The organism is Devosia sp. Root436 (assembly GCF_001426345.1).
GTDB lineage: Bacteria > Pseudomonadota > Alphaproteobacteria > Rhizobiales > Devosiaceae > Devosia.
In genome coordinates this window covers 638,233-654,247 of sequence record NZ_LMEM01000001.1, presented here as the reverse complement: position 1 = coordinate 654,247, position 16,015 = coordinate 638,233, and the positions used below count along the sequence as shown (strand labels likewise).

Sequence of the window (16,015 nt, the reverse complement as noted above, 5' to 3'; positions counted from 1 at the left end):
AGCGTCACCCCATGCGCATTGCGTTTTTTGTCAATTCCATCGAAGGCGAAACGGCCAACTACTCCACCACCCACCTGGCGCTGGCGGCGCTTAGTCGTGGCCACGACGTCTGCTATCTCACGCCCGGCGATTTTGTCTTGCGGCCCGACGACAGCCTCTCGGTGCGGGCGCTGACGCTGCCGGCGAGCAACTACAAGAAGGCCGAAACCCTGTTCAAGGATTTGCAGGGCAATGAAACCACGGTGGAGACGCTGGACGTCTCCGAAATCGACATCCTGCTCCTGCGCAACGACCCGTCCGAGGATTCGGCGGACCGCCCCTGGGCCGCCCATGTCGGCGCGATCTTCGGCCGCCTGGCCGCCGCCCGCGGCGTTATCGTGCTCAACGATCCCGATGGCCTCGCCCGCGCCCAGAACAAGCTCTATTTCCAGGATTTCCCGGCCTCGGTGCGCCCCGAAACGCTGATCGCCAAGAGCCTCGATGAAATCCGCAGCTTCATCGAGCAGCAGAAAAAGGGCGTCATCCTCAAGCCCCTGCAGGGCTCGGGCGGCAAGAACGTGTTCAAGATCGCCTCTTCAAAAGAGTCCAACATCAAGCAGATTTTCGAGGCAGTCAGCGAGGAAGGCTACCTGATCGCCCAGAGCTTCATGCCTGAGGCCTCCGAGGGCGATGTGCGCTTCTTCCTGATGAACGGGGTGCCCCTGCAGCGCGACGGCAAATACGCCGCCTTCCGCCGTGCCCCGGCCAAGGGCGAAATCCGCTCCAATATCCATGCCGGGGGCAGCGCCGTGGCCATCGAGGTCACCGGCACCATGCTTGATATCGCTGAAACCGTGCGGCCCAAGCTGGTGCAGGACGGCATGTTCCTCGTCGGCCTCGATATCGTCGGCGACAAGCTGCTGGAGATCAACGTCTTCACCCCCGGCGGGCTCAACAATCTCAGCCAGATGTACGAGGTCGATTTCCCCATGGCGGTCATCGAAGCGCTGGAACGGAAGCTGGAGATCAAGAAGGGCTATCGCGGCGCCCTGAGTAACCGCGAACTGGCAACGCTGTAGCTATCGATTTCTTCCTCAGCGCCCGGGCTTCTTCCCCTTCTCCCCTTGAGGGAGAAGGTGCCTCCCCGTGTCGCTTCGCGCACGAGGACAGGCTCCGGGCGGACGAGGGGTGTTGAGCCATCCACGAGCACTGAAGCATGGGCGAGCGCAGCACCCCTCACCCGGTTCTTCCGCTGAACGCGGAAGAACCGCCCTCTCCCTCAAGGGGAGAGGGGCGAAGAAGCGAAATGACCTACTGCCGCGGCATGCTGGCCGGCGTGAGGCTCCGCTTCTGCGCGGCGATGCGGAAAGGCGCATTGACCGCGCCATAGCCTCGATACTCGCCCGCCCGCTGCACCACCTCGAAGAAAAAGCCTTCGCCCACATTGGTCGAATAAAGCTGGAAGAATTCCCCGCCGGCATCGCGGTCATAGAGGATATTGGCGGCCCGAAGCCGCTCCAGCATGTCCGCACCGATGCCGAGCCGCGCCTGCAGGTCGCTGTAATAATTCGGCGAGATTTCCAGCGTCTTCATGCCATTGCTGCGCAAGGCGTCGGCAGTGGCGAAAATATCGTCGCTGGCAAAGGCCAGGTGCTGGATGCTGGAGCCAAACGTTTCGGCGATGAAATGCCCGGCCAGCGTACGGTGGCTTTCGGCCCCGTTCAGCGTCAGCCGCAGCGAGCCCGAGGCATTCTCGATCACCTGGCTGCGCACCAGCCCAGAAGGATCGACCACATCGACCATGGGGCTCTTTTCGGCAACGAAGATGGACCGGTAGAACAGGATCCAGGTCAGCATCTCTTCGTAGTTCATCGTCTGGGCCACGTGATCGACCCGCCGCAACCCGGCATCCCGGCTGGGCGCGGGATCGTCCACGGAATCGAATTCGACATCCCAGACCCGGCCCAACGGGCTCTTTTCGTCGAGAAAATAGATGACACCGCCGCCAATGCCGCGAATGGCTGGAATGCTGAGCTGGTCCGGCCCCACCCGCTGGCTGAACATCTGCGCGCCCAATGCCCGCGCGCGATCCACCGTCGCCGCCGCATCATCCACCATCAGCCCCAGCGCATAGGCCGAGGTGCCATGCGTGAGATAGGCCGAATGCGCCAGTCCCTCGCGCTCGGTGTTGATGACGACATTGATATCGCCCTGGGTAAAGCGCTCCACCGCCTTGGTCCGGTGCCGGCCGGTCAGCCGGAAGCCGAGCCGGCGCAGGTGGCCGGCCAGCGCCAGCGCCTCCGCCTCGTCAGCCGCGAATTCGACAAAGGCCACGCCCCGCACATCCACCCGTGGCGGCAATAGCGGAACATCGAGGGCAATGTCCGGCTCGCTGTGGCGCACCTGGTCCATCAGGTAGACCAGCGAGCGATGCCCATCCGCCGCGATGGTGCGGGGCGAGCCGGAGCGGAACTGGTCGTTGAAGATTTCAAGCGAGACCGGGCCGTCATAGCCGGTTGCCGCCACCGCCCGCATGAAGCCGGTCACGTCGAGGTCGCCTTCGCCCGGCATGTTGCGGAAATGGCGGCTCCAATAGAGCAGGTCCATGTCGATGCGCGGGGCATCGGCCAGTTGCACGATGAAAATCCTGTCGCCGGGGATCGAGCGAATGGAATCAGGATCGATCCCGCGCGCCAGTGTGTGAAAACTGTCGAGGATAATGCCGATATTGGCATGATCGGCCCGGCGCACGATTTCCCAGGCGTCGCGGTGATCGTTGACATGCCGGCCCCAGGCCAGGGCTTCATAGCCGACGCGAAGGTTGCGCCTCGCGGCTCGCTCACCCAGTTCGCGCAGGTCGGCCGCGGCCCGGTCGATCCCGCCCAGCGCCAGCGGCGACACGCTGGAACAGACCAGCATCAGCTCGGTGCCCAATTCCCCCATCAGGTCGAACTTTCGCTCGGCTCGCTCGAATGCCTGGCTGCGCTGCGGCTCCGGCAGGCCCTCCAAATCACGGAACGGCTGGAACAGCGTGATGGTGAGCCCGAGATCGGCCACCATCGCCGCCACGTCGCGCGGCGAGCGGTCATAGGCCAGGAAGTCGTTCTCGAAAATCTCGACCCCATCGAACCCGGCCGCCGCAATGGCCTCCAGCTTCTCCCGCAGGTCACCACTGATCGACACGGTCGCAATCGAGGTTTTCAAGGCGAGTCCTCCTGTTCGTATAAAGAGTACGAACTAGTTAGTACATTTGCAAGGAGATGACTGAGAGGTGGAGCGGAGTGGGGGCACTGCTTGGCGGAGGGAGCAAAGGTGCGGGAGCACAATCCCATTCCCATCCCCTGATCGTCATCCTCGGGCTTGACCCAAGGGCTCTGCACTTACGGAGCATTGGGTAAAGTGAAGTGACCGAGGGTCGAGCCCGAGGATGACGCGCGGTGGAAGTGGCATCATGTCACCCCACCCCGATGTCATCCCGGCATAGGCCGGGATCCATCCTGAGATCGTGCCATAAGGTAGATGGGGGCCAAGCACCCCACCCTCATTCCCCGGCGCCAGATCGATCTTCAGGGGGTCATCTCGAAATGTTCAGCATCCGCGGGACAGGCTTCCCTCCCCTTGTGGGAGGGAATGAGGGGGGAGTCACGCGCACCGACTTATCCATCTTATCCCCGCCCCTGATTTCTCCCCCATACTCCTGCCGTTGCCCACGTCAGAGCCCAGTCATGACGAGTGATGGTCGTGGGGATAGCCGGGGAGGGAGGTCGCTCCCTCGTGCGGGGGAAATACGGCAGCCGCGCCTGCGATAACGGTAGCGCCTGAACCATACCCGTTCGAAATCCCGGCATGGTGGCGAGGCAATTGCCTCACACTTAAAAATTATGAGAGGCAAGCGCCTCGCCACCATCGCTCTATCCACGAGCGAAACCGACGACACGATAACCGCATCACAGGCGGCGCTTTCGCATGCCCTGCGGGCGCCTCAAATCGCGCCCAGCTTCTCCGCCTTCACCACGAACCGGATCACCATGTCCACCGTCTGCCGCCGCAGCGATTCCTGATACGCCGCGCTGCCCACGTCCTTGCCGAAAATCTTGGAGAACGTCGCCCGGTTGGAGACGTTGAAAAAGCACAGCGCGCTGATCTGCCAGTGGATTTCCAGCGGATCGAGCCCGGCGCGGAACAGGCCGTCGGCCAGCCCCTTGGCATAGATCGCCTCGATATTGCCGATAGCGGTGATATTGAGGTCGCGGATCACGCCGCTGCGTTCGAGAAATTCCCCATGATGGATATTCTCGATCATCACCATGCGGATGAATTCCTCATGCTGGTGATGGTGGTCGAAGGTGAATTCCACCAGGCGCTTCAACGCATCCAGCGGCGACAGGCCTGCCACGTCGAGCTTGGCTTCGCCCTCGCGCACCTGCCGATAGGCATTTTCGAGGGCGCTGACATAGAGGCCCTCCTTGCTGCCGAAATAGTAGTATATCATCCGCTTGCTGGAGCGCGTCTTGGCGGCGATTTCGTCGATGCGGGCGCCCGACAGGCCGTTGAGCGCGAATTCCTGTGCCGCCACTTCGATGATGTTCTGCCGTGTTCCCTCGGGATCCTGCACGCGAGCAACGCCGTCCCGGGATTTGCTGCGGGATGTCGAAACTGGAGTGCTCATGCCGTCGTCGCCTTCCTGGAGCGGCAATTGACTAAACTAACCAGTTCGTACATTTTGCCGCAAATCGCCTTGCAGCATTTATCGGGTGCCGCGAGGGAAAGACAAGGCCGCCGCCGCTTTTCCAGCGGCGGGCGGCACCAGGGAGACCGCCTTGCCCATCGCCAGCAGCCAGTCCGCGCAGCCGCTTCGCGTCTCGGTCCTGCACAATCGCTTGCCCCAGCCCGATGGCATCACCATCGGGCTGGTGGGCCGGGGCATCGGCGCGTCGCTTTCGCCGCTGATGCACGAGCAGGAAGGCGCGCGGCAGGGTCTGGACTACCGCTATCACCTGATCGATTTCGATCGCCTGGACCTCGACGATTCCCATTTGCCTCTCATGCTCGCCGAGGCCCGCGGCCTTGGCTTTGCCGGCCTCAACATCACCTATCCGTTCAAGCAGGCAATATTGCCGCTGCTCGACGATCTGGCGCCGGATGCTGCCGCCATCGGCGCCATCAACACGGTGGTTTTCAATGACAGGCGCACCATCGGGCACAATACCGATTGCTGGGGTTTCGCCGAAAGTTTCCGGCGGGAATTACCCGATGTGGCGCGGGGCAGGGTGCTGCAGATCGGTTCGGGCGGCGCCGGCGCCGCGGTGTCGCAGGCGCTGCTGCAATGCGGCGTGGAGCGGCTCGATATCTACGATACGGACGCTACGAGGGCGGAGGCCACCGCGGCGCGGCTGCGACGCCTGCGTGGCGCCGATGTCCACGCGGTGGCCGATGTCGCCGCTGCGGCGACTGGGGCCGATGGCATCGTCAATGCGACACCGGTCGGCATGATCAGGCATCCCGGCCTGCCCATCGACCAAGCACTGATCGAAAAACGGCACTGGGTGGCCGACGTGATTTATTTCCCGCTCGAAACCGAGCTGGTTCGCCAGTCCCGCGCCCGCGGCTGCCGCGTGATGCCCGGCGGCGGCATGGCTGTTTATCAGGCGGTGCGGGCGTTCGAACTGTTTACCGGCCTGCAGCCCGATGCTCCCGCCATGGCCGCGACCTTTCGGGCCGCTGTGAAGGGATAGCCGGCCCTTAAATCCGCCCTGTGCTCAGCACATAGTCCACGCCGCTGCGAATATGGCTCGTCAGTTTGTCGACAATACCCTCGGCATCGCGCCGCATGGCCAGGTCGAACAGCGCCCGGTGATCGTCCATCACCGCCGAGCCACGGAAGCTCGTCGCCAGCATGTGGTAGCGGATGAAGCGGTCGAATACCGAGGCATGCAGATCCAGCAGCGTGCGCGAGCCGCAGGCCGAAATCAGCGCATTATGGAAGGCGAAGTCATAGCGCACCCATTGGGCGGTGCGATCGATCTCGCCGGCCAGCAACTGCGCTTCCACCACCGACAGCTTATGATGGGCGGCCACGACGCGCCCCTCCCAGTCGAGATCGCCGGTCGCCAGCGACAGGCGGATGGCGTGGCTTTCGAGCAAAAGCCGCAGGTCCGCCACCTCGCGCAGATTATCCGCCGTTGCCGGCGCCACCTCGAAGCCGCGCTGCCCCTCGGCCACTACCAGATTCTCGCTGGCCAGCCGGTTGAGGATTTCGCGCAAAGTGCTGACGCTCGCGCCATATTGTGCCTTGAGGGCGTCCAGCTTGAGTTTTATCCCCGGGCGCAAAACGCCCGCTACAATATCATCCCGAATGCGCCGGAAGGCGATATCGCCGATGCCTTCTTCCGCGAGCTGCTTGTCGTCTGCCAATGCCGCCTCCATTTCGGCCCTTCTACCCGGGAAGGCCAACAACGTCAAAGCGATGATGGAATATCATATAAATTAAAAAACACATGACAGACTGAAAAGGCGCAGCTAGTTTTCCACCGATCGGAAACGGCCATTGACTTGAACGAACTATTTCGTACATTGTGCACCGGGACGGAAACGACGGCGAAGCAGCCGAGCGTCCGGTGAGGATGCCTGGATCACAGGCGACAAATGGGAGGATGACAATGCGTTTTGGATTCACGCGCCGCGCGGTGCTGCTTGGTAGCCTGATGCTGGCGGCCGCGATGCCCGCCATGGCTCAGGACAAGCCGGTGCTTCGGTTTTCGGCGGTGTTCTCGGCCGAGGATATCCGCGCCGAGATGATGGACCTGTTCGCCAGCCAGATCATCGAGGATTTCACCCTCGAGCCCTATTATGGCGGCAACCTGTTCAAGCAGGGCACCGAACTGGTCGCCTTGCAGCGCGGTAACCTGGAAATGGGCAACATCGCCCCGCAGGACGTCTCCAACCAGATTCCGGCCTGGTCGGTGCTGACCTCGGCCTATCTGTTCCGCGACGCCGCGCACCTGCGCACCTTCTTCGACAGCGATGTCGGTGCCGAGTTCAAGGCCATGGCCGAAGACCAGCTCGGCATTCACATCCTGGGGCCGACCTATTTCGGCGCCCGCCAGGTCGGTCTGCGCGGCGACAAGAAGATCACGACGCCTGCCGACATGGCCGGCATCAAGCTGCGCATGCCCGGCGGCGACGCCTGGCAGTTCCTCGGCGAGGCGCTGGGCGCCAACCCGACGCCGATGGCCTATGCCGAGGTCTATACGGGCCTGCAGACCGGCGCCATCGACGGCCAGGACAATCCGCTGCCCAACGTCGAGAACATGAAGTTCTATGAAGTGATGGACCAGATTGTCCTGACCTCGCACCTCGTCGGCTATGACCTGCTGGTCATTTCCGGCGATGCCTGGAATGCCATGACGCCCGCGCAGCAGGAAAAGGTCCAGGCCGCCGCGACGGCTGCCATCGACTTCAGCCAGCAGGCGCACCTCGATCGTGAAGCCGAGCTGCTAGAACAGTTCAAGACCGTTGGCCTCGACATCTATGAGCCGGACCTCGATGCCTTCCGCAGCCATGCCCAGCAGATGTATCTGGACTCCGACCTGGCCAAGGACTGGCCTGAAGGCGTGATCGACCGCATCAACGCCCTCTAGACTGATCTTCGGATGCGGCGGTGCCGGTAGTCCCGTGCCGCCGCATCCGGCGAGACCTCCGCCTCGGAGACTGCTGATGAATTCCCGACTTGCCGCCCTCGGCGCGTGGTTGCATGCCCGCGCTGAAAATGTCCTCGCAGCCATGCTCGCCGTCATGTTTTCGGTGTTCATCCTGCAGATCGTCTTCCGCTACATCCTCAACCTGCCCATTGGCTGGACGCATGAAATCAGCGTCGTCATGTGGTTGTGGATGGTGCTGTTCGGCACCGCTTTCGTGGTGCGCGACAGCGAGGAAATCCGCTTCGACATCCTCTATTCGGCCGTCAACGACCGCTGGCGGCGGATCATGGTCGTGGCGACCGCGGCCACCCTCATCTTCTTCTTCGCCCTCTCGCTGCCGGCGGTCATCGACTATGTGACCTTCATGAAGGTCGAGAAGACGGCCTATCTCAAGATCCGGTTCGACTGGCTCTATTCCATCTACGCCATCTTCGCGGTGGCAACGATCGTCCGCCAGTTCTGGCTCGGCTACCAGGCCATCTGGGGCAGGGGCCCCGAGGCGTCCGATCCCACCAGGGCGAGCTCGGGCATATGATCCTCTCCACCGCTTTCACCCTCGCCCTCGGCCTGATCATCGTGCTGTCGGTGTTCGGCCTGCCCATGGGCCTCTCCATGATCTGCGCCTCCGTGCTCTACCTGCTGATGCGCGGGCAGGACATGGGCATCGTAGCCGAGCAGTTCCTCAACGGCATGTATTCCAACTACATCATGCTGGCCGTGCCACTGTTCATCCTCGCTGCCGAAATCATGAATTCGGGTACCCTGTCCGAGCGCCTGCTGCGCTGGTGCGACGCGGTCGTCGGCCGCTTCCGCGGCGGGCTGGCCCAGGTCAATATCCTGCAATCCATCGTCTTTGCCGGCATGAGTGGCTCGGCCATCGCCGATGCCGCCGGCTCGGGCAAGATGATGCAGCACATGATGACGCAGGACGGCAAATATACGCCCAGCTATGCCGCGGCGCTGACCGCCGTCACCGCCGTCATCGGACCGATCATTCCGCCCTCCATCCCCATGGTGCTCTACGCACTGATCGCCGATGCCTCCATCGGCTACCTGTTCCTGGCCGGCGTCATTCCCGGCCTGCTGATGGCGGGTGCCATGATGATCCAGGTTGCCGTCACCGCCCGCACCAGGAACTTCCCGGTCGAAAAGCCGGTGCCCCTGCGCCAGTTGCCGAAGATGACCTGGCAGGCCCTGCCGGTGCTCTTCATGCCGATCGTGCTGATGTACGGCATCTATGGCGGCATCACCACGCCGACCGAAGCGGCCGCTGTCGCCGCCTTCTATGCCCTGGTCGTCTCCATCGTCGTTTATCGCAGCGTCAAGTTCCCTGATCTCTATGCGGCCCTGCTGACATCAGCCAAGACCACCGCGTCCATCGGCATGCTGATCGCTGGCGCATTGGTCTTCAACTATGTCGTCACCGTCGAGAACATCCCCCATAGCCTCAGCGCCGTTCTGCTCGCCTGGGACCTCAACCCGATCACCTTCCTGATCGCGGTCAATATCCTGCTGCTGATCCTGGGCTGCCTGCTCGAAGGCACCACGATCCTGCTGGTCATCGTGCCGGTGCTGATCCCCACCGCACAGGCGCTGGGCATCGACATGGTGCATTTCGGCGTCGTCGTGGTGGTCAACATCATGCTGGGGCTGGTGACGCCGCCCTATGGCCTGCTGCTCTTCATCATGACGCGCATATCGGGCGCGCCGATGAAGGACATCGTCGCCGACGTCCTGCCTTTCCTCCTGGGGCTGATCGCGGCGCTGATGCTCTTTACCTTCGTGCCCGAAGTGGTGCTGTGGCTGCCCAGGATGTTCGGTTATGGCGGTGTGGGCCTATGAGACCGATCTACGTCCTCAACGGCCCCAACCTCAACCGGCTGGGCAAGCGGGAGCCTGCCATATACGGCACCACGACACTGGCGCAGGTGGAACAGATCTGCCGCGCCGCCAGCGGCGAGCGGTCCATTGTATTCCACCAGACCAACAGCGAGGAAAAGCTGATCGACCTCGTGCACGAGGCCATAGACGAGGGCGCCGGGATCATCATCAATCCCGCCGCCTTCACCTTCACTTCGCTGGCGCTGCTCGATGCCCTCAAGATGTTCGAGGGGCCGGTGATCGAGTTTCACATTTCCAACATCCACCGCCGCGAGCCGATCTACCACCGCTCCTACGTCTCGATGCGCGCCGACGCGGTCATGGCCGGCCTGGGCGCAGAGGGCTATGCCACGGCGGTCTCCGCCATGCTGGCCATGCTCGCCCGGCGCGGCTAGCACAAGCAAGCCAGCGGGCGGTCGCGGCCCCTCCTAGTTGGCAGCAGGGGCCGGCGCTTGCGCCAGAAGGTCTCGAAGACTCGTTTCGCCATTTATCGCGGCGATCTCGACCAGGTATTGGGTGTCGCCGACGACAAGCTCGCAAGGCCGCATCGACGCAGCCAGAAAGCTGCTGGCCAGCCAATGCTCGATGGTCTGTTCGCTGGACGGGGCGGGTTTGGCCGTTACGTCGAAAGCTGAATCGGAAATTCGCGTGAAGCGATACTGCATGGTTGCGATCGCGACAGGCTCGTCGCTCAAGGCCAGCAAGCCGTGAGCCATGAGTTTGTTGTCGTTTACGCAAAAACCCGGGAAATAGATATAGGATGATTCTCCTATCGCAAGGTCGAAAGCCGTGCGGGTGCCGAGGTGCGTGCGCATATCGGCGGGGGAAAGATCAATGTCAAAAGCTGCAGCCGGTGTGGTGGCCAGAAACAACAAAACCAAAATTTTTCGCATAAGGGCCCCTTTCCACGCCCTCCTTAAAGACGCCCGGTTAAGCCAAGTTTACCCCTGGGAGCTCAAATATCCGCACCGAAGGGCGCCCGCTATCACGGCTGCTTTCCTGCGGGCATTCCTCTTTGTCCCATACTCCCGAAAAATGGGTCGCCGCAAAAGCCCTGTCTCGCACCTAGAAGTTTTCCCAAAACGAGAAAAGCGCCTGCTGGGCTGGCTGGTGCGACAGTTCTTCGGGATGCCATTGCACTGCAAGAATATTGTGATCGGCCGACTCATAGCCCTCAACCAACCCGTCTTCAGACTTCACGGTGGCGGTTAATTCCGGAGCGAGCGTTTTTATGCCCTGCCGGTGAATGCTGTTCACCATAAAGGGCGCCTCACCGAAGGCTCGCCCGAGCGTTCCCCCTCCGGCCACGACGGGATGGGCGAGATGGTTCCGGGGAGCGTCGGGGCGATGATTGTCTTTCCAGTGCTCCGCCGCCAGATTCTGCGTCAGCGTGCCACCAAAATAGACATTGATCATCTGGAAGCCGCGACAGATGCCGAGGATGGGAAGGCTTCGCTGCAGCGCCCCATCCATAAGCGCCCATTCCATCGCGTCGCGGTCTTCATCGACCGCCTTCCTTATGCTGGGGTCGAGCGCCTGGCCGAAGCGGGCGGGATGGACGGCGGCGCCGCCGCAGAAAATCACGCCGGCCGCTTGTTCAGGCAAGGCCTGGATTTCGCCATTGGGTACCATCGTCAGTGCCTCGCCGCCGGCCGTCTCGACCGCCCGAACATAGGGCAGGGGATCGGTGGCGGCGCCGACGGAGACGATGATGAGCGGGCGGGATGTCATGGTGCAATTCCTGTATCTGCCCCTTCTTAGTGCTCTTCGGCCCCCCGATCCACGCCATTGCCAAAGCGGAAGCGTGTATTGAGTTTTGTTATGGACATTCCTGCCAAGCGAGCCGGCAAGTGCATAATCCAGCCTTATGGAAATAGTGGGCAGCGCAATATGGTTTTGCTGCCGCAGCAGAGGCGCTAGCGTCCCGCCCGATTGCAGACCCAACGGCTTGTGACCGGAGCAGACAATTGGATTTCATGGCTGACGCGGGGAGTTTGCCCGCCGACCCCAACATCACGGTAGACTGGCGAGCGGAGGCCGAAGTGCCCCTGTTGCTATCCTTTCCCCATAGCGGATCGACCTATCCGGAAGACTTCGGCTATGACGCGAGCCTGCCCTTCAACGTGGTGGACTATCCATCTGACAAATATGTCGATGAGCTCTTCTCCGGTGGGGCCGCGCTTGGCTTGAGCTCGATCCGCGCCAATTTTCCGCGGGCTTATATCGACGTCAATCGCCACCAGCACGACATCGATGGCGCCATGCTCGAAGAGCCCGAGCTCTGGTATGGCCGCATGCAGCCGACGGGTTTGCGCGACGGCACGACGCTGTTCTGGTCGCAGGCCAAGGAGACCGCGCTCTATGATCGCAAGCTCAGCCATGCCGAGGCCAAGAAGCGCCTGGCCACCTGCCATGTGATCTATCACCAGGCGCTGACCGGCATGGTCGAAACCACGCGCCGCAAACATGGCGCGGTGGTGGTGCTCGACTGCCATTCGATGATGAAATTCGACACCACGGCCCAGGGCGGACGGGCCCGGCCGGAGGTCGATATCGGCACGCGCCGCGGCGAATCCTGCGACCCGGCCCTGGCGGCAAGGCTCGTCGAGTGCTTCGAGCGGCGCGGCTATGACGTGGGTCTCAATCGGCGTTTTGCCGGCGGGGAGATCACGCTGCGCTATGGCTGGCCGGAAATCGACCAGCACCTTTTGCAGATTGAGTTGCGTCGCGACCTCTACATGGATGAGGAGACGCGCTTGAGGAACGACCGCTTCGACGCGGTCAGGGAGGACTGTTCGGACATACTCTCCGAGTTCAGGCAGTTCGTTAGTGCGCGGCAGCAAAGCCGCAGGAACAACGGGGACAGGGAACACGAAGAAATGGAGAACACCAATGGGTAAGTCATTCCTCGCCGCGCTATTGCTCGCCTCATGCAGTGCCTTTGCCGCCGGCACCGCCAACGCGGAAACGCTGCGCATGGCCTATGGCACCGCACCGGTCAGTGCCGACCCCTATCCCTATAGCGACACCCAGACCGGCTCGCTCAGCGAGCATGTGTTCGAAATGCTGGTTGGCCTTGACGACACCCCGCTGCTCGCCACCGGCTGGGCCTGGGAAAGCGACAATGCCATTGTCTTCAACTTGCGCGAGGGCGTGAACTTTTCGAGCGGCGCGCCCTTCACGGCCCGCGACGTCGTCTACAGCATGTGCCGGATGATGTATCGGGTCGATGGCCGCGCCAACGTGGTGACCTCGGCACTGGGCCCGGTGACCGATGTGGTCGCGATCGACGATCACACCGTGCGCTTCGAGACCACCGCGCCCTATCCGATAATCACCCAGAAGCTGAAATTCCTCAAGATTCTCTCGGCCGAGGCGGCAGGGATCGCGGGCGACATCACCTTTGATCGCGACGGCGATTGCGGCATCGTGGATTCCTATCCGAGCCAGGCCGATTTCGATACCGGCTCGGCCGCCATCGGCACCGGCCCCTACATCTATGAAAGCTTCCAGGCGACCGGCGACGCCAATCTGCTGCGCAACGACAATTACTGGGGTGAACTGCCCGAATGGGACCGCGTCGAGATCCGCTCGGTGCCCAACAATGGCGCGCGTATCGCGGGACTGCTGGCCGGCGACTATGACGTGGTCGAGCGTCCCAGCGCCGAGGACCTGCAGGTGATCGAGCGCGATCCCAATTTCGCCTACAGCACCGTGCCGGGCCTGCAGACGATCTTCATCGTCCTCGATACCAATGCCGACGGCGCCGCCGGTGTCACCGCGGCCGATGGCTCGGCGCCGCTCGCAGATGTGCGGGTGCGCCAGGCCCTTTCCATGGCGATTGATCGCCAGGCCATCACCGAGCGCCTCTTTGCCGGCAATGCGACGGTCGCCAACCAGTTCGCCCCCAGCTACATGCCCGGCGCGCCGAAAATGCCTGACCTGGCCACCGATCTCGACGCGGCCAAGGCGCTTCTCGCCGAAGCCGGCTATGCCGATGGCTTCGAGCTTGAGCTCAATGTGCCGGCCGATCGCTATACCAATGGTCAGCTCGTGGCCCAGGCCATCACCCAGTACTGGACCCGTCTCGGGGTCAAGGTGATCCTGCGCACCGAGCCCTGGTCGGTGTTCCAGACCCGCCGTACCGAGGGTCAGATGGGTGTGTTCATGTATGGCTGGGGTCACCCGCAAGGCGCTGCCCAGCTGATTTCGGGCGCCTTCGCCCAGCGCAATGACGATCTTGGCCTCGGCGCTGCCAACTATTCGAGCTACGACAACCCGGTCTTTGAAGACGCCATGCAGGCCTGGGCCGTGGAAGTCGATCCTGCCCGCTCCAATGAGCTGGTGGCCCAGGCCATGGCGCAAGCCGTTGCCGACCTGCCGGGTATTCCGCTCTACTATAATCACGAACTCTGGGCGCATCGTGCCGGCCTGCAACTGGTCGGGGGTGCCGAAGGCCGCACCGTCGCCATGATGGTGAAGTCGAACTGACTGCCAGAGCTGCCAAACCCGTCCGTGGCCGCCCGGCCACGGACTTTCGCCTCATGATAACGGCACTGCTTCAGCCGACCGCCGGATTGTCCTTGCCATGATAAACTTCGTTTTGCGTCGACTGGGTCAGAGCGCCATCCTGCTCGTCATCATGTCGCTGCTCGTCTTCGTGGGCATGTATGTCGTCAGTGATCCGGTGGCGGTGATGGCGGGCGAGGACGCAACGGCCGCCGACCGCGCGGCTCTGGCCGCCGCCTATGGGCTCGACCAGCCGCTTCCGGTGCAATACCTGACCTTCCTCGCCAATATCGTGCAAGGCGATTTCGGCACCTCCTTCGTCTATGGCCGCCCCGTGCTCGACCTCATCTTCGAACGGCTGCCGGCAACGCTCGAAGTGGTGTTTCTCGCCATGGTGCTGGGGCTCGCCTTCGGCATTCCCATGGGCATTTTCTCCGGCCTCAATCGCAGGAAGCCGGCAACCAGGCTGATCAGCATGATCACCACGATCGGCTATTCCATTCCCAATTTCTGGCAGGCCTTGCTCTTCATTCTGGTCTTCGCCGTCTGGCTGCGCGTGCTGCCGGCGACCGGGCGTGGCCCGACGACGGACTTTCTCGGCCTGCAGCTCTCGTTGTTCAATGCCGAAGGCCTGCGCTACATGCTGCTGCCGGCGGCCAACCTCGCGGTGGCATTGATCTGCATGCAGACGCGGCTCGCCCGCTCGGGCACGCAGGAAGTCATGTATCAGGACTATATGATGTTCGCGCGCGCCAAGGGCATTGCGCCGCGCCGCCTTATCGGCAGGCATCTGCTGCGCAACATCCTCATTCCCATTGTCACCATAACGGCGCTGGAACTGGGCACGCTCATCGCCTTCTCGACCGTCACCGAAACGGTGTTCTCCTGGCCGGGCATCGGCAAGCTGCTGCTCGACTCCATCTATCGGTCAGATCGGCCGGTGGTCGTCGCCTACATGATCCTCATCACCCTGATGTTCGTGTTGATCAATCTCGCGGCCGACATCATCTACGCCGTTCTCGATCCCCGGATCCGCTATTCATGAGCGCCATCAAACGCCTGTCCGGACCCTCCCGCATCGACCCGTTCCTGGTGCCGTTCCGGCACTATCCCGCTGCCATTGCCGGGCTCGTTGGTATCTGCGTCTTCACGCTCGCCGCCATCCTGGCGCCGCTGATCGCGCCGCAAAATCCGTTCGACCAGGGCCAGCTCGATATCATGAACGGCCTCCTGCCACCCATGAGCGAAATGATGGATGGCAGCGTGAGCCTGCTCGGCACCGATGCGGTGGGTCGCGACATTCTCTCGGCTGTGCTCTACGGCATGCGCACCTCGCTGCTCGTCGCCATCGTGGCGGTGAGCATCGGCATGGTCGTGGGCGTCGTGCTGGGCCTGGTTGCGGTGATGCGCGGCGGCTGGGTCGATGCGGTCATCATGCGGGCCGTCGACCTGACCGTCAGTTTTCCCGGCGTGCTGCTGGCGCTGATGCTTCTCGCCGTCTTCGGCTCGGGCGTCGACAAGGTGATCCTGGCGCTGGCCATCGGCATCTGGGCGCAGAATGCGCGCATGGTACGCGCGGTTGGCCTCTCGGAGATGAAGAAGGACTACATCGCCGCCGCGCGCATCGGTGGCCTCGGCGACCTGCGCATCATGTTCCACTTTCTGTTGCCCAATGCCATTTCGCCGGTTCTGGTGCTCATGCCCATGGCAATCTCGGGCGCCATCGTCGCGGAGGCTACGCTCTCCTTCCTCGGCGTCGGCGTGCCGATCACCGAGCCTTCGCTTGGCCTGCTGATCTCCAATGGCAACGACTACCTGCTTTCGGGCCGCTGGTGGATCAGTGTCGTGCCGGGCCTGGTGCTGGTGCTGATGGTGCTTTCCATCAATGTCGTGGCCGATCGGCTGCGCGACCACGCCAATCCCTATCTCCAGGCCAGGGGTTAAAG

General features: G+C 62.6%; 15 protein-coding genes. 10 read left to right on the top strand and 5 right to left on the bottom strand.

All coding sequences use genetic code 11. The features are described 5' to 3' along the window. Positions 1-11: 11 nt before the first annotated feature. Positions 12-1,058: a glutathione synthetase gene (locus tag ASD04_RS03255; protein ID WP_056252376.1), complete on the top strand. Its 1,047-nt coding sequence runs from the start codon at positions 12-14 to the stop codon at positions 1,056-1,058. 232 nt (positions 1,059-1,290) lie between these two features. Here ASD04_RS03255 and ASD04_RS03250 read toward each other — a convergent pair whose 3' ends face one another. Both ASD04_RS03250 and ASD04_RS03245 read right to left on the bottom strand, forming a co-directional pair. After that, positions 1,291-3,183, bottom strand: coding sequence for a sugar phosphate isomerase/epimerase and 4-hydroxyphenylpyruvate domain-containing protein (locus tag ASD04_RS03250; protein WP_056252374.1), 1,893 nt, complete (start codon positions 3,181-3,183; stop codon positions 1,291-1,293). 778 nt (positions 3,184-3,961) lie between these two features. Further along, positions 3,962-4,648: a TetR/AcrR family transcriptional regulator gene (locus ASD04_RS03245; RefSeq protein ID WP_056252863.1), complete on the bottom strand. Its 687-nt coding sequence runs from the start codon at positions 4,646-4,648 to the stop codon at positions 3,962-3,964. A gap of 151 nt (positions 4,649-4,799) precedes the next feature. On the opposite strand from ASD04_RS03245, the gene ASD04_RS03240 reads away from it, so the two are divergent. Further along, positions 4,800-5,714 carry a shikimate dehydrogenase gene (locus tag ASD04_RS03240; RefSeq protein WP_348271013.1) on the top strand — a complete coding sequence of 305 codons (915 nt, stop codon included), beginning with the start codon at positions 4,800-4,802 and terminating at the stop codon, positions 5,712-5,714. Between the two features lie 7 nt (positions 5,715-5,721). Here the strand turns inward: ASD04_RS03240 and ASD04_RS03235 are convergent, their stop codons facing one another. Beyond that, positions 5,722-6,393 (bottom strand): GntR family transcriptional regulator, encoded by a 672-nt coding sequence (locus tag ASD04_RS03235; protein ID WP_244488232.1) that lies wholly within the window; start codon positions 6,391-6,393, stop codon positions 5,722-5,724. 245 nt (positions 6,394-6,638) lie between these two features. Between ASD04_RS03235 and ASD04_RS03230 the strand changes: the two genes are divergently transcribed. The 4 genes from ASD04_RS03230 (at position 6,639) to ASD04_RS03215 (ending at position 9,955) form a co-directional block, all read left to right on the top strand. Then, positions 6,639-7,619, top strand: coding sequence for a sialic acid TRAP transporter substrate-binding protein SiaP (locus ASD04_RS03230; RefSeq protein ID WP_056252367.1), 981 nt, complete (start codon positions 6,639-6,641; stop codon positions 7,617-7,619). Positions 7,620-7,695: 76 nt separating this feature from the next. Continuing rightward, on the top strand, positions 7,696-8,214 hold the full coding sequence (locus tag ASD04_RS03225) for a TRAP transporter small permease subunit (protein ID WP_056252365.1): 519 nt from the start codon (positions 7,696-7,698) through the stop codon (positions 8,212-8,214). Further along, complete coding sequence (locus ASD04_RS03220) at positions 8,211-9,521, top strand: TRAP transporter large permease (RefSeq protein ID WP_056252356.1); 1,311 nt, start codon at positions 8,211-8,213, stop codon at positions 9,519-9,521. Before ASD04_RS03225 ends, ASD04_RS03220 begins: the two co-directional genes overlap by 4 nt. Then, positions 9,518-9,955, top strand: coding sequence for a type II 3-dehydroquinate dehydratase (locus ASD04_RS03215; protein ID WP_056252354.1), 438 nt, complete (start codon positions 9,518-9,520; stop codon positions 9,953-9,955). Before ASD04_RS03220 ends, ASD04_RS03215 begins: the two co-directional genes overlap by 4 nt. 33 nt (positions 9,956-9,988) lie before the next feature. Here ASD04_RS03215 and ASD04_RS03210 read toward each other — a convergent pair whose 3' ends face one another. After that, positions 9,989-10,453, bottom strand: coding sequence for a hypothetical protein (locus ASD04_RS03210; RefSeq protein WP_056252351.1), 465 nt, complete (start codon positions 10,451-10,453; stop codon positions 9,989-9,991). Between the two features lie 172 nt (positions 10,454-10,625). Next, a complete protein-coding gene (locus ASD04_RS03205; protein WP_056252348.1) occupies positions 10,626-11,291 on the bottom strand; it encodes a gamma-glutamyl-gamma-aminobutyrate hydrolase family protein in 666 nt (221 codons plus the stop codon). A gap of 245 nt (positions 11,292-11,536) precedes the next feature. On the opposite strand from ASD04_RS03205, the gene ASD04_RS03200 reads away from it, so the two are divergent. The 4 genes from ASD04_RS03200 to ASD04_RS03185 all read left to right on the top strand — a co-directional run bounded on the left by ASD04_RS03200 (position 11,537) and on the right by ASD04_RS03185 (position 16,013). After that, positions 11,537-12,460, top strand: a complete 924-nt coding sequence (locus ASD04_RS03200; protein ID WP_244488245.1) for an N-formylglutamate amidohydrolase — start codon at positions 11,537-11,539, stop codon at positions 12,458-12,460. Continuing rightward, on the top strand, positions 12,453-14,051 hold the full coding sequence (locus ASD04_RS03195) for an ABC transporter substrate-binding protein (protein ID WP_056252343.1): 1,599 nt from the start codon (positions 12,453-12,455) through the stop codon (positions 14,049-14,051). Before ASD04_RS03200 ends, ASD04_RS03195 begins: the two co-directional genes overlap by 8 nt. A 97-nt stretch (positions 14,052-14,148) precedes the next feature. Beyond that, a complete protein-coding gene (locus ASD04_RS03190; protein ID WP_056252341.1) occupies positions 14,149-15,114 on the top strand; it encodes an ABC transporter permease in 966 nt (321 codons plus the stop codon). Further along, a complete protein-coding gene (locus ASD04_RS03185) occupies positions 15,111-16,013 on the top strand; it encodes an ABC transporter permease (protein ID WP_056252338.1) in 903 nt (300 codons plus the stop codon). Before ASD04_RS03190 ends, ASD04_RS03185 begins: the two co-directional genes overlap by 4 nt. Positions 16,014-16,015 lie beyond the last annotated feature (2 nt).